Origin of the sequence: Nitrobacter sp. TKz-YC02 (assembly GCF_049852135.1) — a bacterium.
Taxonomy (GTDB): domain Bacteria; phylum Pseudomonadota; class Alphaproteobacteria; order Rhizobiales; family Xanthobacteraceae; genus Nitrobacter; species Nitrobacter vulgaris.
The window spans coordinates 1,472,219-1,493,313 of the sequence record NZ_CP180728.1 but is presented as its reverse complement, the minus strand read 5'-3'; the positions used below and the strand labels follow the sequence as shown (position 1 = coordinate 1,493,313).

The following is a 21,095-nucleotide window of genomic DNA, read 5'->3' as shown; positions in this document are numbered from 1 at the left end:
AATTTAGACGGATTCAAAAGGGGCCAAAGTCTATTTGTTTCGGATTAGTTAACCGGGTGTATTCATAAATGAATAAAGAGCCTTACGGGTCATTGACCCCTACCCGCCTTCAGTTGACCATTTTGAAGGCGGCCCACAGGTCGAAGCTGAAGCGAGGAGCTTTTCGTCCAGCGATGGCTAAGCTTCTGTCCTTGGTCAGATCCGGGCCGATCGACGGGACGTTTCAAGGCGGAGATTTCCGGTTTCATTATTTTGATAACGGAACCGAGTTGGGGGCGCTTTTAAACCCTTCCTACAACCAGGAAGAAATAGACTTCCTGCGGCGTAATATCCCAAAAGGCGGCACATTCATCGACATTGGTGCGAACATTGGCCTTTACGCCATAGTGATTTCAAAGCACGTCGGCCCTAATGGCCGAGTCATCGCTATCGAACCGCACCCCACGGCCTCCGAAAGGCTGAAATTTAACTGTTCCGCATCAAATCTTACCAATTTGGAGGTGGCTCAGGTCGCTGTCGCCGCCTCTCCCGGCAGGCTGATGATTGTTTCTGATGAAAACAATCTGGGCGCGAGCCGCGTCGGGAATTCGGGGGTTACCGTTTCCCGAGAACCGCTAACAACCATTTTGGCTGAGCGAAAGGTCTCGACAATAGATGCTCTTAAGATAGACGTTGAGGGGTATGAGGATCAGGCGCTCGCCCCCTTCTTTCGAGACGCCCCCCCGTCTCTATGGCCTCGATCTGTTGTGATAGAGCATCTCTCGCATGGAGAATGGCAGACCGATTGCCTCACCCTAATGATGGGCCTTGGCTACAAGATCGAGGGCAAGACTCGTAGTAACACCATGCTTGTGGGATCAGCCAACTAACCGCCACGGCCCAGGGGGATTTGCCCCATAGAAAACCCCGCCGAAGCGGGGTTTGGGATTAGCAAGGCATCACTTCTCGTCGGCCTGGGGCAACGGGGCCATCGCCGGTCAGATCTACGAAACGATCCCAGGCGTCATGATGTTCAAGGCGTTCTTCGATTTCACGAGCGACACGTTCAAGCTCTTGTAACCGCCCCTCGATTTGGTCGACCCCCTCTGCCAACCGCTTCAGTTCGTTGGCGAGCCGTGCTTTCCTGCCGCGCTCACGCTCGGCTGCCGAATTCGGCGCAGGGACATCCATTCCGCGCTGGCGGGCGGCATCCAGCCATTCAGCAATAGCGTCTTCGGTGTTCTTGGCAGTCTCTTCACGGGTTGAGCCATCCGACATGCAGCCCTTCAAATCAGGCACGTAGCCTAGAAAGCCACCCCCCTCATCCTCAGGAAGAGGAACAATAACAATGGGATAATCCATCTTCATTTGCTCCTTTTTGCGGTCAGAAGGATATGCGCGTCGATCATAGATACAAGATGCCTGATGTATACAGGCTTAATAGGCCGTCTCGCGGGAATAGTTAAGTGCCCATCTATTAGAGAACTTACAGCTTTAAAATGGTCTCCCCGCGTCGGTGGCATGAGTTCAATATGGTGCTCTGCGCATAGTTTCCCAACATGGTCAATTGTCCAATCGGCCCGTGGGTTCCGGCGCATCTGCTCTAAAAGTGGCTGTTTCTTTGCCATTCACCCCCCAGACGGGGCGGAACTTGGACGGAGTCTAAGCGCGGCGTCAACCCATCTCATTCCAGTCTTGTGTGCCTCACACAGCCGTTACCTCGGCAGGTAACCTCACCCAGCCGCCCCTCCCCGCCTGTTTGTATCAAACGACTTGTTGCGCCGCACAACAAACTATTTTGCCTATTAGACAACTTTTTTATTGACCGTCTTTTGCCTATATGGCAAGCTCTCCCCCACAGACGAACACACCACGCCCTACCGGGCAAGGCGATTGGAGGGGAAGACGAGATGGCAATCAAGTTTGGGGTCAGAAACCGCTGGACCAGCAACATCCAATTCACTGCAGAACTGGATTGCGATGAGACCGCCTCGCCTCGCCTGAAAATGGGCTTGGCAGTGAAGTGGGCATTCAAGACCGGTGCCGTCCTGCGCGATGCCGACCTGCGCGGTGCCGTCCTGAGCGATGCCGACCTGCGCGGTGCCGACCTGAGCGGTGCCGTCCTGCGCGGTGCCGTCCTGCGCGATGCCGTCCTGCGCGATGCCGACCTGAGCGGTGCCGTCCTGCGCGGTGCCGTCCTGCGCGATGCCGTCCTGCGCGATGCCGACCTGCGCGGTGCCGACCTGAGCGGTGCCGTCCTGCGCGGTGCCGTCCTGCGCGGTGCCGACCTGAGCGGTGCCGTCCTGCGCGGTGCCGTCCTGCGCGATGCCGACCTGAGCGATGCCGACCTGAGCGGTGCCGTCCTGCGCGGTGCCGTCCTGCGCGATGCCGACCTGAGCGATGCCGACCTGCGCGGTGCCGTCCTGAGCGATGCCGACCTGCGCGGTGCCGACCTGAGCGGTGTACCGAAGATCGAAAACATACATCAGACCGTCTTCAATGCCGCAAGCGCTCCGAACGCCCTTGATATGGACAGTTGGCACAACTCATGCGGGACCGCGCATTGTAGGGCTGGATGGGTTGTGACCCTTGCCGGAGACGCAGGGAAGGCAATGGAGTTCTGCATGGGAACTCCAGCCGCCGCCGCGATGATTTATCTCGCTAGTGATCCGAAGATAGAGCGTATCCCAAATTTCTACGCGACTAACGATGAAGCTCTAGCCGACATGAAGCGGTTGGCCGAACTTGAAGCCAAGCCCGCCGCCTGACCGGGAGCATTAGCCATGACCGCACCCGCCCTAACCAATATTGAGACAAGCCACTTCAACGAAGGTCCAGTTGTCAGCGGCCAAGCCCCCCTCGGGTACTACGTCGCATATGAGCCGAAGCGTCCCGAGACTTGCGGACGTGGTGTGACCCGTTGGTCAGCCATTGCCGATCTGAACGAGGCGATCGAAGCGGCTGGTTGTGATGATGAGGGTGAGTGCGAAGAGCGCCTTCTCACAGGCCAGAACTTGCAGGAATCTATTTGGGATCATGAGCGCGACTATCGCAAGCATGAGGCTGCGTGATGGCCATCCACCTAATCAACGGCATCAAGATCAGCACTTGCCACGAATATCCGCCGATTCCAATCCGCGACATGGACTGGTCGGCTGTCGATGACGACACTTACGATTGCGACTGCGACCAAGACGGATTTTTCAGCACCTGCCCGATTGGACGCGGCGCAACCGAGCAAGAGGCTATCGACGATTTACTTGCTCAGATTGAGGAGTGCGCACCATGACCCGCGTCTATCTCGAAGAGATGGCTGCGCTTGTCGCAATCGTCCTCTTTTGCGGAATGTTGGCAGTGTGGGGAGCCGCACTGTCATGAGCGATGACCCGTCAGATGCAGAAACGATCCTGAACGCGCTCGACTTTGACACGAATTGGTTACTCGAAGAGTCGAACAAGAACCCATTGCAGTTCTTCGCGCAGGCAGAGCGCCTGTATTCGATCATGAACCGAATGCAGCTCGTCACGAGCCGGTTCGCGCGTGTCTGCAACGACAACAAGGACGAATTTGAACGCGATCTCGACGTGCTGCGGGAGGTTTTGGAGTCATGATATTTACCGTCAACGCAGTCGCATTCGGCTTTGTCGCATCCATTTGGAGCGCTTCAGGTTGGCCTAACATTCTCCTCAAGATGTTTTTCGTCGGCATTACGATAGTAAACTGCGCGCTCGCTGCTCCATTTATTATTGTATTGGTGCAGTCATGACTGCCCGCAAATCGCTGGAATCCGTCCGCCCATGACCAAGGCACCGAGCATCAAAGAGGCGTTGGAGCAGATCATCGCCAAGGTGACCATCGATCCAGGTGACGATACCGTTCACCCTGATATTGGTCACGTACTGGCGCGCGGTTTTCACGCAATGGGGTGGGCAAATCCGCAAGCTGCGTCTTGTGATATGATTGAAGCCGTAGCTTCTGCCCTCCGCCACACCGCGCCGCCAGATACCGGCGCAGGGAAGTCAACTGTCTCGCCTAGCGACGCGCTGACAATTATCAATGGCATGAAGCTATTTGGCTTAGCTTCTGACGGCTCCGATCTTCGTGATTTGGAGACCTATGTTGTGGGGCGAGAACGGCCGCTGTCACTGCCCGATCATGGCGGTGCTGACGCTGGGGTGAACGTGTCCCGAGATGTGTTGCTTACATTGATTTCGGTGCTCGATTGCGCTCTTGGAGACACCGACCCGTCGATAGACCCGGATTATACCGACGACGAGGTCAAGCGAGATTACCCGGTGTTCTGGGTTTGCCAGCAACTCGCCACCCTCTCCCATCAGCCCGCTCCTGTGGAGAAGATTGAACCGCGCGCAGAAAACGATTCTGGCCGATGTTTCATGGCTGCATCAACCATATGCGAGAATATTGCCGATACCGAAGGTGACGTAGGCGGGGGGAAATCAGGTTCTAAGTATTTGGAGGGCGTTTACGACGGAGCTATTCGCTGCGCGACGGTGCTTCGCGAGAAGCTCACTGATCCGCCCGCTCCTGTGCAAGACACCTTCCTGGTAGGAGGCACCGATCTACTGGCGATGTCGGGAGATACAGAAGGCGACCACATCATCAAGTTGCATTTCCGCCGCCGCGCGACGGACAAGGACCGCGCATGGCTACTGGAAGCAATCAACGCTAAAATCGCAGCGGATCGTCAGCCCGCTCCTGCGGCTGCCAATGCCAGCGCAGAGGCAATCACTGAAGCCGACATTCGCGCCCATGTTGGTGGCGGCATGGTGTCGATGCAGAACGTAATTGATGCGGCGAATGCGATACTAGCGACCCGTGCCAGCGCAGAATTGCAGAACGATCTAAGCGAAATGCTCCGTGCGCTCGGTATGTCAGATGCAGCGCAGCCTAGATCGCCGCACGATGTGTTTCAGTCTGCCATATCGGAAATGAAAAGGCAGATTGCCAATGCCAGCGCAGAGGCGCGGTTGAGGCTTTCCGTTTCCGAGCTTATCGAGGAGATGGCAAAGGATTGGGTCGCTAAGAGATGGCGCAAGACCTTTCGTGAGGACTGCAAACAGTTAGTGAAGGTTGCCCTCTCCGCACACCCCCACGGGCCTATCCCGTCTGGTTACGGAGAATACACACCGATCACGGTTGGGAGCTCTACCTCAGAACGCACTGCCGATGTGACGGCAAAGGTCCGTTCAGCCATCAATGGGATTTACGGTCTCGGATACGGCACGTTCGCTGGCGGGTACCAAGACGAATCTATCGAAAAGACGATCAAGAAGATCGTCGCGATTGTTGCTTGCGACAAGCAGGGGGAGCGGTGATGGCAAGATACTACGTTATGACCAGAGCAACCGTAATTCGTTGTCAATGGGTCGAAGCCTCGAACGAAAAGGAGGCCGAGGAGAAATCCATAGAGGCTCCGATCGAGCATGAGGAAGATGAAAGCGAAGAAACGATGTCGATCGTTGAGGCTTCCGGCCCATGATAGCACCGAGCATCCAAGAGGCGTTGTTTAATCTGGTTGAAGCTGTCGAAGCATCAATCGATCTAGACCGCCTACCGAATGCGTTCTTGAAGCGCATAGACGCTGCTAAGGCCTCCCTCGCCACCTTGCAGCCAGACGGCGAAAGGCGGGAAGCGATTGCGCGGTTGCTCTACAAGTCACGAGGCATGTTCGATGACGAAACAGTTCGAATGCACTTCGAATGGTTCCATACGGACAAGACAGCCAGCGCTGAGCATCGGAGTAGCATAATTCATTGCTATCGAGATGCCTACGCCATCCTCGCATCCGGCTTTGTGCAGAACGAAGCGGGCGAACCCACCACTGCCATGATCGACGCGGGCGTTGCGTTTGCGTTGAGCGTCTCGCTGTCAGGTGAATACCGTTGGTCGCAATACGTGGCCGATCTCTACAAGACGATGCGAGCCGCCGCCATCCGCTCCGCCCGCGACGGGGATTCTGAGATATGAGGCTGACAAGAGCGCAACTAGACCTGCTGACACATGCAGTGGCCGCTGGGAAAGCAACGTGCCCTGAGAACTACCGGCCACGTCGCAAGCTCGTCGATCTAGGATACGCCACCGAGCATTATGGGAAATACTCAGACTGGATTGAGCCGACCGACCTTGGCCGCGCCGCACTCGCGCAATCCGTGGAGAAGAAGTGAATGTGCGGCTGCATCGACACAATAAACGCCGAGCGTAAACCAGAAGGGCAAGTGCTGAATGCGACGATGTTCGCACCGCGCCGCCCGTTAATTTCGCTTGTCCGCACCGACAAACATATCATCGAAAATCGCCGATCGAAGCCGGGCTTCTTCGTCGCCACCTTCTGCCCGTTCTGCGGCGAGAAATACGCCTTGGAGGCCGATATCCGCTCCGCACTCGTGCAATCCGTGGAGAAGTGAGATGGGCGACGTAATTGCATCAGCTTTTGCGCTGACGATAGCAGTCACGCTTGTGCTGATACAGCGCGAGATAAGGCTGATGAAAATGAAGCGCCGCGCCCAATCCGAGGACGCCAGCAGAAAGAGGGGCGAGTAGATGGCTTGGGTTTTATTATGGGCTTGGGGCACGACGGCAGGATTCGCGATCTCTGGCGTATCTTCAGAGGAAGCGTGTCACAAGCTCGGCGACCAAATGCGAGCCACGTACACACTTCCTGCGCCGCAGTATCACTGCCTTTCCTATGAAAGGGCTGGCAGATGACCACCCCGCGCGACGCCATTGCTGACCACGCAATCCGTATCTATGGCGCTTTCTGCATAACAATCGGCGTCATCATCGGACTCTTACTGGCGAGGCTCGTATGGCTGTGAAGGATTCTGCCGATGACATTGCTAGACCCAACCGCATCCTTGAAGGTGTTAAAGAGGCGCTTGCCGTAGCCAGGGGCGAACAGCCGGCTGCGAGAATCACGATCGGCGGGCACAAGTATGTTCCCGCCACCCAACTCGACTCGCTCCTCAAAGAACGAGAGGAGCTAACTGACAGGAACGAACAACTTCAACGCACGCTTTTGTCCGAACAAAAGCTATCCTATGGGCTTTCAGTTGAGTTGCGACAATTCCGTGACCGCGCCTCCCAAGCAGAGCAAGAACGAGACGCGCTGCAAGCGAGAGTGAAGGAGTTGGAGGGGGATTTCGCCAAACTCACAGATATGGCCAAGGAATCCGAGGATCTTCGCGGCAAAGCATTACACGCCGCAGAGCAGTGGCAAGACCGCGCCACCCGCCTCCAGCAAGAGCGCGACGAGGCGATAGCGGCGCTGAACGCCATCCTATCTGCAAACGATGATTTCCGTGCTGGCCTGCCACAAGATTGGGAAGGCGACCCACTGCAGGACGCTTGCGAAGCCGCCCGCGATCTTGTCCGCCGTCTCGCGGCCAGTCCTGAGAACGAGTTAAACAATGAACAGTGTTGATTGGGCCAGCGTCTTGATCATTTCATCGATTGTATGGGCGATAGCTGCCGTGAAGGTCACACGCATCATCGTCACACGCGGGAAGGACTGATCCATGAACTTCTCCCAGAGAGCCGTAGAGGCTGCGGCAAGGGCGATCGCAGAGACGCGCGGAGCCATTTGGACGAGGCGGGATCACACCGTATCGGCTAACTTCGATCACGACGCTGCAATAGCGGCATTATCCGCCGCGCTCGCCGTGGATGGGCTGTGCTTGGTACCGAAGGAGCCGACCGAGGGTATGATGGCGGCCGGCGGCAAGAAAGCCGACGATATCTTCTTTAGGGGAGATGGTCGCAAAACGACGACTTTGGACGCGATGAAGGATGTGTGGTCCGCCATGGTCGCCGCCGCAAATGACGGGAAGGATTATTCCCCTCCCCAGGAGAAGATATGACGAGGGGGCTGACCGTTTGGCCGGCTGCTCTGAATTTGGCACAAGCAGCCGAATACTCTGGTCTATGCCCGGAGACATTCAAAGCTGTTTGCCCTGTTAAGCCGATACAGTTCACGCAATCCACACGCGGGAACCGATGGTTACGCGCCAGTCTCGACGAATGGCTTTCCTCGCTCAACCCGAACAAGCAATCTTTCTCTCCGCGTCGTTTCGGGGAGAAGATCAATGGTGGTCAAGGTGCCGCTGAGAGGGCTTAAAATCGTCCGCTCGCGGGGGAAGTGGTACGTCTATCACCGCGCTTCGGGTGACGCCATTGTTCGCGGCTTCGACGGGAGCCGGTCTGACCTTATAGTCCATCTTAGCTCAGCCGAAATAATGAGCGCCTACAACTCGCAGCGCGCCAGAGTGAGGCCATATCCAGAGCAGACGCTCGGATGGCTAGTCAACTGGTTCGAAAACGAGTGGCCGGGGTTTGAAGAACTAGCGGTCGCGACGCAGAAGCAATATCGCGACGCGTTCGCTTATCTTCAGCCTGAGTTCGACGCCCCCCTTAGCACCATCACGACGGCGGCTCTTTATGAGACGCGCGACGGTTGCGCTAAGGCCAAGTGGCCGCGCTTTGCCGACAAGATGATGACCGCTCTGTCCTCGATGTTTACGCAAGCCGTGAAGCGCAAGAAGATGGAGAGTAACCCTGCCCTCGGCATCGAGCGGATGCACAAAAGCGATTCCGCATCAAACCGGGAATGGCGGGCTGACGAGTGGGAAGTTGTTCGTAAGCGAGCGCCGCTGCACTTCGCCATACCAATGATGATCGCCCGCTATGCCGGCCTAAGAGGTCAAACGATCTCGGTTATGACCTGGGGGAATTATCAATCAGACCCTTCTTACCGAAAGTGTCTGAGAATGGTCGTTCGCAAGAATGGGGAGGAAGTCTGGATTCCGGCAGTGTCCGAGTTAAGCGATTTTCTCGACGGCTTAGAAAGGACATCGGTCAAGATCGCCACGCGAGCTGATGGCATGTCGTGGAAACACGAGAAGCAGCTTCAAACTGCCTTCAGTAATTGGCTTAAGGGATTGGAGCGCAGTGGGCTTGTCGGATCAGGACTGACGCTGCATGGCCTGCGCGTGACGTATGCGGCGTGGCTTCGTCGAGAAGGGGCGGACGCGAGCGACGTAGCAGCCGCGCTTGGCGATCGGACGCCGCGCATGGGCGAGCATTACACCCGCCACGTTGAGAAAGAGGCGCGCGTGATCCGCGCCTTTGCGGGACAGAACAAAAACAGATTTGGAAAACGGGAAGGCCGGAAAGGAAAACGGCATACGACGGACGTTAGAAAATAACGTATAATCAATATCTTAATTTCGGTTTCAATAGGTAAGGGAGGGTCTGAGAAACCCTCCCTTGATCGTGTGGGGCCGGATGGATTTCGATGAAAAGAAATCCGACTCCGATCTTCGTGACGGTTGCAACTGCTCGACACATCCGCGGAAACCTGAAGAGAACGCATGACGCGGCGGGATCATAGCCTGCTTTTCGGCGAACCTGGCTCGGTGGTTAATTTAACGTTAACAGCACAATTGCCTGGGGTCGCTGACGCAAAAGCCGCCTCCGGCATGGACGCTGCAACACCGCTCCTGCACAACAGCAAACGGCTGAGGTGCCTTGAAATAGGACAGATTTGTCCGGTTGGACCTCGGTCAGGACGGTTGCATTATGAAACACCCATCGAACCGCACATTCTTCGCGTACTGGGATGAGAAACGTGACGGCGAGCGTGCACCGGACCGCCGCGTCATTGAACCGAGTGCAGTTCGCCAGCTGCTCGGGGACATCTTCGTGCTCTCCTACGAGCCGGAGCGCGGTTATCCGTTCCGCGTTGCCGGAACCCGGATCTGCGCCCTGCTCGACCGCGACCTTAAGGGGGAGAATTTTTCAACACTGTTCGCGGCCGCAAGCCGCGCCCAAATTACCGATATGCTCGGCATCGTGTCCGACGAACTATTAGTCGCGGTCGCTGGTTTGACTGCCACCGAGCGGAACGGATCGCTCGCACACTTCGAACTGCTGCTGCTCCCCTTCAACAATCGCACACATACCCCAACCAGCCTGACCGGGTTGCTGGCGCCGATGCAGCCCAGCCGGCAGCCCGTGATGGACTTCACGCTCACTTCGTGGCGCTATCTGAATCATCCGCCGCAACGTTTCGTCCCGCGCTCACTGAAAAAGCTCGAGATCGCACGCGGATTCATGGTCTACGAAGGATTGCGCTAGAGCCTTCCGAAATGAAGCCGGAGCACCACGTTCTTGGTATTACGAGTCTTTCTCCGAACGAAGCGTTTCGTTCGAGCAGCGCCGAAATCTGGCTGATTTCTTTGTTAGTATTAAACCGCATCATATTGAAAAATATGATATTATAGACGTTTTCCCGGGTCATGCCCGACGGCTGGTCCGGGACTTTCCACGCATCGCTCTCCACGGCACAGAGCCGTTGCACCCACCATGATGTTGCGAGCGTTGGGGATCGTTTTGCATTAAGGTATCACTGTCCCGAGATGGACAAATCGACACAATCCGTAAAAACTCCACGGTAACCGACCGTCCCTAATATTCTCGCGTGTCACACACTCCAACCATTCTTGTCCTCGATTCCGGCCTCGGCGGCCTCACCGTGCTGCGGGAGATCGTCGGCGTCCTCCCCGCTGCACGATATGTCTATGTCGCCGACGACGCCTTCTTCCCCTATGGCCGTCTCAGCGAAGACGAAATCATCGCCCGCGTGGTGCCGCTTGTTGGAGAGTTGATCGGCACCCACGCCCCAGACATCGTGGTGGTCGCGTGCAACACGATGTCCGTCTCGGTTCTGGGGCCCTTGCGCGCCGCCTATTCGGTGCCGTTCGTGGGCACGGTTCCGGCAATCAAACCGGCTTGCGCCGCGTCGAAAACCAAGCGCGTCTCGGTGCTCGGCACCCGGGCGACCGTGCAGCGCGAATACACTCAGGCGCTGATCCGCGATCACGCGCAAGCCTGCACCGTAACGCTTGTTGGCGCGGCACGCCTGGCTTCGTTGGCGGAGGACGCCTTGAGCGGCAAGCCCGTCAGCGACGCCGACATCCTGAGCGAAGTCGCCCCATGTTTCGTTCCGGCGGGCAATGGTGGAGACCTGCGCACCGACGTCGTCGTGCTGGCCTGCACGCACTACCCGCTGTTGCTCGATCGGTTGCTAAGGCTCGCACCATGGCCGGTGTCATGGATCGATCCGGCGCCCGCGATCGCCCGCCGCGTCGCCGACCTGCTGAAATCACTCGCGCCGAGCGCCACCGGCGGCCGCGATTTCCCGCCCGAAATGATCTTTACCTCGGGCCGCTTCGACGCGCTGACGGGCGCGCTCGCGCCGTTCTTCGGCGGCCGCGTCCCAGCCCGACCTGCATCTCATCAGCTGATACCAGAACCTGCGGCAAACCGTTGAAGATTCACGGTTTCACGCGGGATCAAGCCGTTAATCTTCGGTGCAAAGTGATATATCGAAGACTAGCTCCGCGCGGCGTTCGCGTTTAGCGTTCTTCCGGTCGAAAATGACTCCGCTATAGTTTGACAGGAAAGCGGTTTGTCCCTAGAAAACGCCTGCGCGCGGGCCTGTTTTGGCCCGCGTTGCGTTTCGCGACCCGTGGTCCTGCCCGTCAAGCTTATGGGCCGGACCTGTCGGCGGCGGATTTGTCATGATCCCGAAAAGCGGTCTTCCGGTTTTCATCGTGCTCAGATCATCCGCACAGGAGGGCGCGTTTCCTCGATCCACAGAGTTTAACAAGAGGACGCGATGACTAAGCGCAATGAGGCGAAGTACAAAATCGATCGCCGTATGGGCCAGAACATCTGGGGCCGCCCGAAGAGCCCCGTCAACAAGCGCGAATACGGCCCCGGCCAGCACGGCCAGCGCCGCAAGGGCAAGCTCTCGGATTTCGGAACCCAGCTCCGCGCCAAGCAAAAGCTCAAGGGCTATTACGGCAACATTTCCGAACGCCAGTTCTATGCGATCTATGTCGAAGCGACCCGCATGAAAGGCGATTCGGGCGAGAACCTGATCGGCCTGCTCGAGCGCCGCCTCGACACCGTGGTCTATCGTGCGAAGTTCGTGCAGACCATGTTCGCCGCGCGCCAGTTCATCAACCACGGCCACGTCAAGGTGAACGGCCGCAGAGTCAATATTCCGAGCTATAAGCTGAAGGTCGGCGATACCATCGAGGTGAAGGACGCGTCGAAACAGCTCGCACTGGTCCTGGAAGCCAACCAGCTTGCCGAACGTGATGTACCCGATTTCATCGACGCCGATCACAACAAGCAAACCGCGAAATTTACCCGCATTCCGCAGCTTGCGGACGTGCCTTTCGCGGTACAGATGGAACCCCATCTGATCGTCGAGTTCTATTCGCGCTAACTTCACCACCTCGATTTAAAAAAGCCCCGGATCGCTCCGGGGCTTTTTTTGTCCAAGGTCGAAGTGATTAGTTGTCCGGTTCGCTTTTGATGACCTCACCACTCTTGGGATCGACACTCAAATCGTAACGGACGCCCTTAAGATCGGCTTCCAACTCCCAATGGCCATCATCGGCCTCAACCTTACTGAAATTTGTGTATCCCAGGGCGGTTAGCTTCTCGATGACCTGATCGGACTTCATCCAGTCTGCGCCCGGCTGGCCTGCATGGACGGAGCTGATAACCGCCGCCAAAACAAGCATCATCGGCGCTAGGACGATAAAACGCGTTCTCATTCTTGTTCTCCGTGCAAGGTACATGGCTGAGCCAAGAACTGCCCTTGGTCGGGAAGGTTCCTCATAGAAGCTCGTCCGCGCCGTCCCACGCTAACGCAACCGTTAGACTGGTCACGGCGACGTGGCGGGAAAGCGCCTTATCCGCACGGGCTCCGAGGTCCTAGTACTGCTTGCGATGCAGTCGCGATGCCATCCGTTTTGCGGTCACGCGACCTTACGAGTCGCGCCGTCAATGCCGCCGCGACCGGAGATTCTTTGAGCTGCGTTGACGGATGCATCAACGCCCAGCGTGGCGATGTCCGCGACGACAAGGTCCAGTCGCGCTGGACCGACGGCGCGTGAGGCCGCCGTCAGGCCGACGCCGGTGTGTTGAGCGTGATGCCCTTGTCGCCGAGTAGTTTCTGCAACTCGCCAGCCTGGAACATTTCACGGACAATATCGCAGCCGCCGACAAATTCGCCTTTGACGTACAGCTGCGGGATCGTCGGCCAGTTCGAGTAAGTCTTGATGCCGTCACGCAGTTCGGGATTTTCGAGCACGTTCAGGCCCTTATAGCCCACGCCAATGTGGTCGAGAATCTGAACCACCTGCCCCGAAAAACCACACTGGGGGAATTGCGGCGTGCCCTTCATGAACAGCACAACGTCGCTCGACTTCAATTCGCTCTCAATAGTGTCCTTAATGCTCATCCATCACACCCTTTAGCCGCGAGTTACCGGCGCCGCGAACAGCCCGTCGCAGCTCGCTGCTATATATAGTCCGAAACCGTTGGGTAACAAATAAATTGCCGGGAGCATCAGCCTACCGCACAGCGCTTTCTGGGTTGTGAATGGTGCCCGTGAAACAGACCGTCAAGACCGCGCTTTTAGGCCCGGTCGGAGCCTCGGATCTCGTTCCCGGCAATACCCCATTCTATAACTTGCGAACGGATCGTTCCACGGAACCCAATGTCCGGAGCAACGTTCTTTCCCAAACCGGAGATTTCCGTGACGAACTCTGCGTCTGCCGCAGCCGCAATGGCCGCCCCGAACCCGTCGCTATTTTCCGGTTCACGGACATTGGCCGGCCGCCTGACGGATGCATTTCTCGCCGTCCGGAGCGAAACGGAGCGGCGTGCGGAGCCGCTGACGCCGGAAGACCAGATGGTGCAATCAATGCCGGACGCCAGTCCGACGAAATGGCACCGTGCCCATACGACCTGGTTCTGGGAACAGTTCCTGCTCGGGGAGCACAGGCCCGGCTACATTCCATTTCATCCGGACTACGCCTTCCTCTTCAATTCATATTACGTCGGAGTGGGTCCGCGTCATGCCCGCGCCCAGCGCGGCCATCTGACCCGTCCCGGCGCGGAAGAAATCACCGCCTATCGCCGGCAGGTCGACGCCGCGGTCGTCAAGTTCTTTCACGATACCAGCGACAAAATGCTGGCTGGACTGATTCCGCTGATCGAAGCCGGCCTCAACCACGAGCAGCAGCATCAGGAGCTGATGTTGACGGATATCCTGCACGCATTTGCCCAAAATCCGATGACGCCGGCTTACGACGCGTTATGGACATTCGCTGCTCCACACGCCGGCAACGGGTGGACAAGACTGATCGAGGGCATCCACACCATCGGACATCAGGGCGATAGCTTTCATTTCGACAACGAGAAGCCCGCGCACCGCGTTTTGGTCGGCCCGGTAAAGCTCGCGCGCGGTCTCGTCACTAATGCCGAGTGGCTCGCTTTCATGGACGACGGCGGCTATCGCACCGCCAGTTTGTGGTTGATGGACGGCTTCGCTGCGGCGACCGGCGAGGCTTGGGAAGCCCCGGGCTACTGGCGGAAGACGGCCGATGGTTGGCAGGTCATGACGCTTGGCGGCTTGCGGCCGATCGATGCCAATGCTCCGGTCTGCCACGTCAGCTATTACGAGGCCGATGCCTTCGCGCGCTGGAGCGGCAAGCATTTGCCAACCGAGATGGAATGGGAAATCGCGGCCCGAGCCGAACAGCTCGACGATGCGTTCGGCATGGTCTGGCAGTGGACGCGAAGCGCATACTCGCCCTATCCCGGATATCGCGCCAGCCAAGACGCGCTCGGAGAATACAACGGCAAGTTCATGGTCAACCAGCTCGTTCTCCGCGGCTCATCGCTGGCGACCCCGGAGCGGCACAGCCGTGTCAGCTACCGGAACTTCTTTTATCCGCACCACCGTTGGCAATTCACCGGTCTGCGCCTGGCGGACTACGGCGTTTGATCGCTGCCAACTCAAATGCGTTGCGTTGCGCAGGGAGAATGCCATGAATCTGCATGCTGCCGCTTTGGCCGGGGCGCCTGGATCCAACGAACGCACGCGGGCATTCGCGAGTGATGCGATCACAGGATTGTCTCACCATCCGAAACAGCTCCCACCAAAGTATTTTTACGATGCAACGGGCTCCGAACTGTTCGAACAGATCACACGGCTTCCCGAATATTATCCGACACGCACCGAGCTCAGTATTCTGCGTGATCGGTCCGCCGAAATTGCTTCGATCATTCCCACACATGCGGCGCTGGTGGAGTTCGGGGCCGGCGCTCCCACCAAAGCGCGGCTGCTGCTGGCCGCGTGTGAATTTGCCGCCTATGTGCCGGTGGACATTTCGGGTGACTTTCTCAACGCGCAGGCTCGCGGCTTGCGAAAAGACTTTCCACATCTGAAAATCTATCCGGTGACGGCGGATTTTACCGCGCCATTCATTCTACCCGATCAAGTCGCGGCCATGCCGAAAGTCGGATTCTTCCCCGGCTCGACCCTTGGCAACTTCGAGCCTCACGAAGCCAGCCGCTTCCTGCGTGGGGCTCGCAATATCCTGGGTGAAGGCGCGTACATGCTGATCGGCGTCGATCTCGAGAAGAACGAACGGACGCTGTACGATGCCTATAACGATGCCGCCGGAGTCACCGCGCGCTTCAACCTGAACATCCTGGCGCGAGTCAACCGCGAACTCGGCGGCAATTTCGACCTCTCCGCCTTCGCCCATCGCGCGATCTACAATCGGGATCGACACCGGATCGAGATGTATCTCGTTAGCAAGAAGCCGCAGACGGCCCGCTTGCAGGGCCGCAGCTTCTCCTTTCGCGCCGGCGAAAGCATCCACACCGAAAGCAGCTACAAGTATAGCACCGACCGTTTCAACGCTTTGGCGAAGGGCGCTGGTTGGACGCCGATAGCGGCATGGACCGACCCGGAGCGGATGTTTTCGGTTCACGCGCTGATTAGCTGAGGCGGGACTACTCCGGCACGCCGGTCTGCAAAGCCAATGCGTGCAGCACGCCACCCATCTGGCCCTTTAGCGATTGATAGACGATCTGATGCTGCTGCACGCGAGACTTGCCGCGGAACGACTCCGAAATGACGGTTGCCGAGTAATGGTTGCCGTCACCGGCAAGGTCCTGGATCGTCACCTGGGCGTCCGGAATCGCCTCCTTGATCATCGATTCGATTTCCCGCGCTTCCATCGACATCAAAGTGTCTCCTAAATCCGGCCCGTATGGTGGTTCAAACGTTCGCTTTATTTTCCTGCGAGTCAGTCAAGCGAATGAACCAAAACACACTAGAATCATAGAGTTACTAGTATCTTTTTGATTTCGAAATTCGCATCGGAAGCTGCCATGGAGACATGCGAACTTCGGAATCGGGACACTAGCCCGGATCATGCACCGGAATCGCCGTGACGTCTGCTCAACTTAACGCGGTCGCCCGATCCCCGTCACACGCAGATCAGTCTTATATTTGCATGAACCTTCCAACCGCAAGAAAGCGACCGGAAGATACCCGGTCCCGATCACCCGATCATGATGACGCCGAACCCAGGCCGCATCGGGCCGTCCGCGGGCGATTGGATCAAGTCAAGAGCCGGAAGCGTACGGCGTCGGAGGAGATCGAATAGTTCGTTCACGCAGATGGGACCGCGAGGTTTGATGTAGGTCAAGGGCGCGAAGCTCCCGCGCGCGAGGCTTTGGAGAGAATCCGTGGTTCGGCGCGATGCGCAGGCGCCCGCGGCTTTCCTCTCTCGAAGAAGGAGTACGCAAATGTTGCGTCAATTTCTCATCGCTTCGGCAGCCGTAGCCATGCTGCTGGTCACGACCTTCCCCAATGACGCATTCGCCCGTCGTGGCGGCGGTATGCACGCCGGCGGTTTCCACGGCGGCGGCATGCACCGCGGCGGTGCCGTGCATCGCGGCGGCGCGGTTGCAGGTCGGGGATACCGGGGCGGCGCGGCTGTGCGCGGCGGGCACTACGGCTATCGTGGGTACGGCTATCGTGGATACGGCTATCGCGGCTACGGTGTCGGTGCTGCGGCAGTGGGCGCGGCGGCGGTCGGCGCAGCTGCGACGGGAGCCTACTACCGCAGCGGCTGCGGCTACAACGCCTACGGCAGCTGGGTTTGCCCGAATTATGGGTACTGAGCGGCGCGATGCCGCTGGCTTGAGATGTTCGACAACGATGGTGAAGTCATCGGGATGATAACTTGTGCGCTAACCGGAAACTATGGTTAGACCCACCATCGTTGCGATCGTACGCTGCATTGCGTCCTCAGTACAGAAGCTGCCGTACGCCCGCTTCAGCAGCCGTCGGTACATTCGTGCTGAGTTGGGTGACGATGGCCGCGCTGCACTAAATTTCCGGCACAGGCGTGTCCTCTAGCCGGACGTCAGCTTTTCGCCGCCATATAGTCCGGCAGCCAGCTTTCAAAACCGCGCTGCAAGGTCTTGATGTGGACGGCGCGCTCGCCGGCAATCGCGATCTCGTGACCGCCGGTCAGCCCGATCTGAATGCAAGGCACCTCCACCGCCTTGAGCTTGGTGAAAACGCTCAAGAGGTCCCGCTCGTGAACGGTCACGATATAGCGCGCCTGATCTTCGCCGAACCACCACGCGTGCGGCACGATCGCGGCCGCCGCCGCGTCGAGTGCCGCGCCGATGCCACTCGCCATCGCCATTTCCGCCAGCGCGACGAGAAGTCCGCCATCGGAAACGTCATGAACGGCCGTCGCCGTTCCCGCGTGAATCATGCCGCGCACAACATCGCCATTGCGCTTTTCCGCGGCGAGGTCGACCGGCGGCGGCGCTCCCTCCTCGCGTCCACAGATATCGCGCAAGTAAACCGACTGACCGAGCCAGCCTTGTGTATCACCGATCAGCAGGATCGGATGTCCCTCCGCCTTGAAGGCAAGCGAGGCTGACTTGGTGAAGTCATCCAGCAAACCGACGCCGCCGATCGAGGGCGTCGGTAGAATGCCACGGCCGTTTGTCACGTTGTAAAGCGAGACGTTGCCGGACACGACGGGAAAGTCGAGCATACGACAGGCATCGGCGATGCCCTTCAGGCAGCCGACGAACTGGCCCATATTCTCAGGCCGTTCCGGATTACCGAAGTTGAGGTTGTCGGTGATCGCCAGCGGTCGGCCGCCGACCGCTGTGATGTTGCGCCAGGCTTCCGCGACCGCCTGCTTGCCGCCTTCAAATGGATCCGCCTCGCAATAGCGCGGGGTCACATCGACAGTAAGCGCAAGCCCCTTCGGTCCTTCCTCGACGCGCACCACCGCCGCATCGCCACCGGGCCGCTGCACGGTGTTACCACCGATGACATGATCGTACTGCTCCCACACCCAGCGCTTCGAACACAACTCCGGCGAGGCAATCAGTTTTTCCAGCGCATCGACGACGGGCAAAGGCGGCGTAACGTCGCGCGCCTGAATGACGGGCAACTGCGGCGACGGCACATGCGGCCGGTCGTACAGCGGCGCTTCCGACTCAAGCTCCTTGATCGGGAGGTCGGCCATCACATCGCCGCCGTGCTTGACGACGAAGCGCTTGCTTGGCGTGGTGGAGCCGACGATAGCGAAGTCGAGTCCCCACTTTCTGAAGATTGCCTCCGCCTGCTTTTCCTTCTCGGGCTTCAGAACCATGAGCATGCGCTCTTGCGATTCCGAGAGCATCATCTCGTAGGCGCTCATGCCCTGCTCGCGCGTCGGCACGCTATCGAGATCGAGATCGACGCCGAGATCGCCCTTGGCTCCCATTTCCACGGCCGAACACGTCAACCCCGCCGCGCCCATGTCCTGGATCGCGATGACGCACCCGGCATCCATGATTTCGAGACAGGCTTCCAGCAGCAGCTTTTCGGCGAAGGGATCGCCGACCTGAACGGTTGGACGCTTCTCCTCGCTGTCGTCGTCGAATTCGGCCGACGCCATGGTGGCGCCGTGGATGCCGTCGCGGCCGGTCTTGGAACCGAGATAAACAATCGGCATGTTCACGCCCGACGCCGCCGCATAGAAGATCTTGTCGGCATCGGCGAGACCGACCGCCATGGCGTTGACGAGGATGTTGCCGTCATAGCGGGTGTGGAAGCGCACCTGCCCGCCGACAGTGGGAACACCAAACGAGTTGCCATAGCCGCCAACGCCGGCAACGACGCCCGATACCAGATGCCGCGTCTTGGGATGCGACGGATCGCCAAAGCTCAGCGCGTTGAGGCAGGCAATGGGTCGCGCGCCCATGGTGAAGACGTCGCGCAAGATACCGCCGACGCCGGTGGTCGCACCTTGATAAGGCTCGATGTAGCTCGGATGGTTGTGGCTCTCCATCTTGAACACCACCGCCTGCCCGTCGCCGATGTCGATGACGCCGGCGTTCTCGCCCGGCCCCTGGATCACCCACGGCGCTTTCGTCGGCAGTCCGCGCAGATGGATACGCGAGGATTTGTACGAGCAGTGCTCGTTCCACATCGCCGAAAAGATGCCGAGCTCGGTGAAGGTCGGCGTTCGGCCGATCAGTTTCAAAATGCGCTCGTATTCATCCGGCTTGAGGCCGTGCGAAGCTACAAGCTCGGGAGTGATCTGGGGTTCGTTGTTGATCATGGGTCCTGACGCGATTTACCTCCTTAATAAGGAGATCGGATGCGCGGGAAAAGGTCTTTTACCAGCCGATTCCGCGCTTTCCATGGGTTGCGTGGAGCCGAGGCCGAGAATGCCGTCTGGCTAACCTGCACCGAGCGACACGGCAGTGAATAACGCGCGATGCTGACATTATTACGCTACCAGCCGTACAGGCAGTTGCGTCAGCCCCCGTATGCCGAGACGCTTGTGCCACTCGATACTCCTGGCCTGCGTAGCCAGGTGCATGTCCGGAAAGCGCGCGAAAATGCGTTCGAACGCGATGGCCGCCTCCGCCCGAGCAAGTTGGAAGCCCAGGCAAAAATGTACGCCCGTGCCAAAGGAAAGGTGTGGGTTCGGGTGCCGCGTGATGTCGAAACGATGAGGGTGCTCGAATCTGGCAGGGTCGCAGTTCGCGGCCGCGACGAATCCGGCAACCATATCGCCGCGACGGAATTGCCGGCCCTGCCAAGCGAGTTCGCGAGTCACGAAGCGCGGTTTTGTCATCTGGACCGGCGATACGTAGCGCAGGCACTCTTCGACGCAAGTCGGCATCAGGCCCGCATCACGGCGGATCTGATTGAGTTGATCCTCGTGAGACAACAAGGCGAAGAGCCCGCCTGAAATCAAATGGGTCGTGGTTTCCTGGCCGGCACCGAACAGCAGAAAAATCATTGATACCAGTTCGTCCTCGCTGAGGGTCTGGCCAGCGATTTCGGCATCGCGAAGCTCTGCGATCAGTCCGTCGGACAGCGCGCCACCTCCCGATCTCGAACTACGGCGCAAGTAGCGGACAACACTGATCACACCGGGAATGGCGCGGATGACCGCGCCAATACTGGCGGTGTTCTTTAACCCGCTCAACCAGTTCTTGAATCGATCGTGATCTTGATCCGGAAGGCCGAGCATCGCGCAGATGACTGAAAGCGGCAGGTCCCGGCAAAACTCGGACATGAGATCGACCTCGGTCCTTCCCATTAATCTATCGAGAAGACGATCAGCGATGTCGGAAATCATCGGCCTCATCGCCTCTATCGTGCGGCGCGCGAAAGCTTGGTCGACGAGGCCGCGCAGGCGGCGGTGTTCAGGGTCGTCCTGACCAAGCATGTTCTGTGCAAGAAGGCCGATCGTCCTTGGAAGGAACCTCAGTATTCGCGCTTGTGTTCTGCTCCCCGCATTGGTGGAATCGCGCGCGAAGTTCTCGTGATCCTTCAACAGTGCGGCGCAGGCGTCGTGCGTAACAGCCAGATATGTATCGCCGATGATCGGAAATTTTATACGAACAATCGGCCCTTCGGCTCGCATACGGTCAAGCGTCGGAAAAGGATTCGCGTGAAATTCAGGCGAAAGAACATCGAAATCACGCGCCTTGATCATGATTTCATCATCCTCTCCGGAGTAGACGAACGTTGTTCGTCGGCAGAAGCCCAGCCACTCACATGGCCACTAGAGTCTGCCACCGCTTCGAAAACGCTTTAGGACGAGCGGATCAGCGCTCAAGCCGATCTCTGTACGATCCATTCTGAATATGCCTGGCTAATGGCACCGCAATCACCAAACACA

At 58.3% G+C, this 21,095-nt stretch carries 27 protein-coding genes and 1 pseudogene; 22 read left to right on the top strand and 6 right to left on the bottom strand.

The genetic code is table 11. The features are described 5' to 3' along the window. Positions 1 to 173: 173 nt before the first annotated feature. A complete protein-coding gene (locus ACM561_RS07000; protein ID WP_425909026.1) occupies positions 174 to 869 on the top strand; it encodes an FkbM family methyltransferase in 696 nt (231 codons plus the stop codon). 58 nt (positions 870 to 927) lie between these two features. Here ACM561_RS07000 and ACM561_RS06995 read toward each other — a convergent pair whose 3' ends face one another. Further along, positions 928 to 1,341, bottom strand: coding sequence for a type II toxin-antitoxin system HicB family antitoxin (locus tag ACM561_RS06995; protein ID WP_425909024.1), 414 nt, complete (start codon positions 1,339 to 1,341; stop codon positions 928 to 930). 548 nt (positions 1,342 to 1,889) lie between these two features. On the opposite strand from ACM561_RS06995, the pseudogene ACM561_RS06990 reads away from it, so the two are divergent. From ACM561_RS06990 to rpsD, 17 genes and pseudogenes are all read left to right on the top strand, one after another. Beyond that, a pseudogene (locus ACM561_RS06990) lies at positions 1,890 to 2,384 on the top strand (pentapeptide repeat-containing protein); the annotation flags it as partial. Between the two features lie 219 nt (positions 2,385 to 2,603). After that, entirely contained in the window at positions 2,604 to 2,747 is a 144-nt protein-coding gene (locus ACM561_RS06985; RefSeq protein ID WP_425909887.1) for a hypothetical protein, read from the top strand. A gap of 15 nt (positions 2,748 to 2,762) precedes the next feature. Beyond that, on the top strand, positions 2,763 to 3,050 hold the full coding sequence (locus ACM561_RS06980; protein ID WP_425909022.1) for a hypothetical protein: 288 nt from the start codon (positions 2,763 to 2,765) through the stop codon (positions 3,048 to 3,050). Continuing rightward, positions 3,050 to 3,268, top strand: a complete 219-nt coding sequence (locus ACM561_RS06975; protein ID WP_425909021.1) for a hypothetical protein — start codon at positions 3,050 to 3,052, stop codon at positions 3,266 to 3,268. Before ACM561_RS06980 ends, ACM561_RS06975 begins: the two co-directional genes overlap by 1 nt. Before the next feature lie 85 nt (positions 3,269 to 3,353). Then, positions 3,354 to 3,590, top strand: a complete 237-nt coding sequence (locus ACM561_RS06970; protein ID WP_425909020.1) for a hypothetical protein — start codon at positions 3,354 to 3,356, stop codon at positions 3,588 to 3,590. Between the two features lie 186 nt (positions 3,591 to 3,776). Beyond that, positions 3,777 to 5,315: a hypothetical protein gene (locus ACM561_RS06965; protein ID WP_425909018.1), complete on the top strand. Its 1,539-nt coding sequence runs from the start codon at positions 3,777 to 3,779 to the stop codon at positions 5,313 to 5,315. Next, the gene (locus ACM561_RS06960) at positions 5,315 to 5,479 is read left to right on the top strand and encodes a hypothetical protein (protein ID WP_425909016.1); all 165 of its coding nucleotides are present in this window, start codon (positions 5,315 to 5,317) and stop codon (positions 5,477 to 5,479) included. Before ACM561_RS06965 ends, ACM561_RS06960 begins: the two co-directional genes overlap by 1 nt. Further along, the gene (locus ACM561_RS06955) at positions 5,476 to 5,967 is read left to right on the top strand and encodes a hypothetical protein (RefSeq protein WP_425909015.1); all 492 of its coding nucleotides are present in this window, start codon (positions 5,476 to 5,478) and stop codon (positions 5,965 to 5,967) included. The genes ACM561_RS06960 and ACM561_RS06955 overlap by 4 nt, the downstream gene beginning before the upstream one ends. Next, positions 5,964 to 6,164, top strand: coding sequence for a hypothetical protein (locus ACM561_RS06950; protein ID WP_425909013.1), 201 nt, complete (start codon positions 5,964 to 5,966; stop codon positions 6,162 to 6,164). Before ACM561_RS06955 ends, ACM561_RS06950 begins: the two co-directional genes overlap by 4 nt. Continuing rightward, on the top strand, positions 6,165 to 6,404 hold the full coding sequence (locus tag ACM561_RS06945) for a hypothetical protein (RefSeq protein ID WP_425909012.1): 240 nt from the start codon (positions 6,165 to 6,167) through the stop codon (positions 6,402 to 6,404). It abuts the gene before it with no gap. A 1-nt stretch (position 6,405) separates the two neighbouring features. Next, complete coding sequence (locus ACM561_RS06940) at positions 6,406 to 6,540, top strand: hypothetical protein (RefSeq protein ID WP_425909010.1); 135 nt, start codon at positions 6,406 to 6,408, stop codon at positions 6,538 to 6,540. 265 nt (positions 6,541 to 6,805) lie between these two features. Then, positions 6,806 to 7,420 carry a hypothetical protein gene (locus tag ACM561_RS06935; RefSeq protein WP_425909008.1) on the top strand — a complete coding sequence of 205 codons (615 nt, stop codon included), beginning with the start codon at positions 6,806 to 6,808 and terminating at the stop codon, positions 7,418 to 7,420. Between the two features lie 94 nt (positions 7,421 to 7,514). Continuing rightward, positions 7,515 to 7,856 carry a hypothetical protein gene (locus ACM561_RS06930; protein WP_425909006.1) on the top strand — a complete coding sequence of 114 codons (342 nt, stop codon included), beginning with the start codon at positions 7,515 to 7,517 and terminating at the stop codon, positions 7,854 to 7,856. Positions 7,857 to 8,231: 375 nt separating this feature from the next. Then, positions 8,232 to 9,200 carry a tyrosine-type recombinase/integrase gene (locus ACM561_RS06925; RefSeq protein ID WP_425909004.1) on the top strand — a complete coding sequence of 323 codons (969 nt, stop codon included), beginning with the start codon at positions 8,232 to 8,234 and terminating at the stop codon, positions 9,198 to 9,200. Between the two features lie 373 nt (positions 9,201 to 9,573). Further along, a complete protein-coding gene (locus tag ACM561_RS06920; protein WP_425909672.1) occupies positions 9,574 to 10,131 on the top strand; it encodes a PAS domain-containing protein in 558 nt (185 codons plus the stop codon). Positions 10,132 to 10,474: 343 nt separating this feature from the next. Then, a complete protein-coding gene (gene murI, locus ACM561_RS06915) occupies positions 10,475 to 11,326 on the top strand; it encodes a glutamate racemase (protein WP_425909002.1) in 852 nt (283 codons plus the stop codon). A gap of 348 nt (positions 11,327 to 11,674) precedes the next feature. Then, positions 11,675 to 12,292 (top strand): 30S ribosomal protein S4, encoded by a 618-nt coding sequence (gene rpsD / locus ACM561_RS06910; protein ID WP_425909000.1) that lies wholly within the window; start codon positions 11,675 to 11,677, stop codon positions 12,290 to 12,292. A 67-nt stretch (positions 12,293 to 12,359) separates the two neighbouring features. Here the strand turns inward: rpsD and ACM561_RS06905 are convergent, their stop codons facing one another. Continuing rightward, positions 12,360 to 12,626 (bottom strand): PepSY domain-containing protein, encoded by a 267-nt coding sequence (locus ACM561_RS06905; RefSeq protein ID WP_425908999.1) that lies wholly within the window; start codon positions 12,624 to 12,626, stop codon positions 12,360 to 12,362. 186 nt (positions 12,627 to 12,812) lie between these two features. On the opposite strand from ACM561_RS06905, the gene ACM561_RS06900 reads away from it, so the two are divergent. Then, positions 12,813 to 12,968 (top strand): hypothetical protein, encoded by a 156-nt coding sequence (locus tag ACM561_RS06900; protein WP_425908997.1) that lies wholly within the window; start codon positions 12,813 to 12,815, stop codon positions 12,966 to 12,968. Between the two features lie 8 nt (positions 12,969 to 12,976). Here the strand turns inward: ACM561_RS06900 and grxD are convergent, their stop codons facing one another. Next, a complete protein-coding gene (gene grxD / locus ACM561_RS06895; protein WP_079446450.1) occupies positions 12,977 to 13,315 on the bottom strand; it encodes a Grx4 family monothiol glutaredoxin in 339 nt (112 codons plus the stop codon). A gap of 297 nt (positions 13,316 to 13,612) precedes the next feature. Between grxD and egtB the strand changes: the two genes are divergently transcribed. Both egtB and egtD read left to right on the top strand, forming a co-directional pair. Further along, positions 13,613 to 14,866 (top strand): ergothioneine biosynthesis protein EgtB, encoded by a 1,254-nt coding sequence (egtB, locus tag ACM561_RS06890; protein ID WP_425908996.1) that lies wholly within the window; start codon positions 13,613 to 13,615, stop codon positions 14,864 to 14,866. Between the two features lie 43 nt (positions 14,867 to 14,909). Beyond that, positions 14,910 to 15,875: an L-histidine N(alpha)-methyltransferase gene (gene egtD / locus ACM561_RS06885; protein WP_425908995.1), complete on the top strand. Its 966-nt coding sequence runs from the start codon at positions 14,910 to 14,912 to the stop codon at positions 15,873 to 15,875. 7 nt (positions 15,876 to 15,882) lie between these two features. Here egtD and ACM561_RS06880 read toward each other — a convergent pair whose 3' ends face one another. Next, positions 15,883 to 16,116 (bottom strand): BolA family protein, encoded by a 234-nt coding sequence (locus ACM561_RS06880; RefSeq protein ID WP_425908993.1) that lies wholly within the window; start codon positions 16,114 to 16,116, stop codon positions 15,883 to 15,885. Between the two features lie 567 nt (positions 16,117 to 16,683). On the opposite strand from ACM561_RS06880, the gene ACM561_RS06875 reads away from it, so the two are divergent. After that, positions 16,684 to 17,061 (top strand): hypothetical protein, encoded by a 378-nt coding sequence (locus ACM561_RS06875; RefSeq protein WP_425908991.1) that lies wholly within the window; start codon positions 16,684 to 16,686, stop codon positions 17,059 to 17,061. A gap of 245 nt (positions 17,062 to 17,306) precedes the next feature. Here the strand turns inward: ACM561_RS06875 and purL are convergent, their stop codons facing one another. Continuing rightward, the gene (purL, locus tag ACM561_RS06870) at positions 17,307 to 19,517 is read right to left on the bottom strand and encodes a phosphoribosylformylglycinamidine synthase subunit PurL (protein WP_425908990.1); all 2,211 of its coding nucleotides are present in this window, start codon (positions 19,515 to 19,517) and stop codon (positions 17,307 to 17,309) included. A gap of 171 nt (positions 19,518 to 19,688) precedes the next feature. Continuing rightward, entirely contained in the window at positions 19,689 to 20,909 is a 1,221-nt protein-coding gene (locus ACM561_RS06865; protein ID WP_425908988.1) for a cytochrome P450 family protein, read from the bottom strand. Between the last annotated feature and the right edge of the window lie 186 nt (positions 20,910 to 21,095).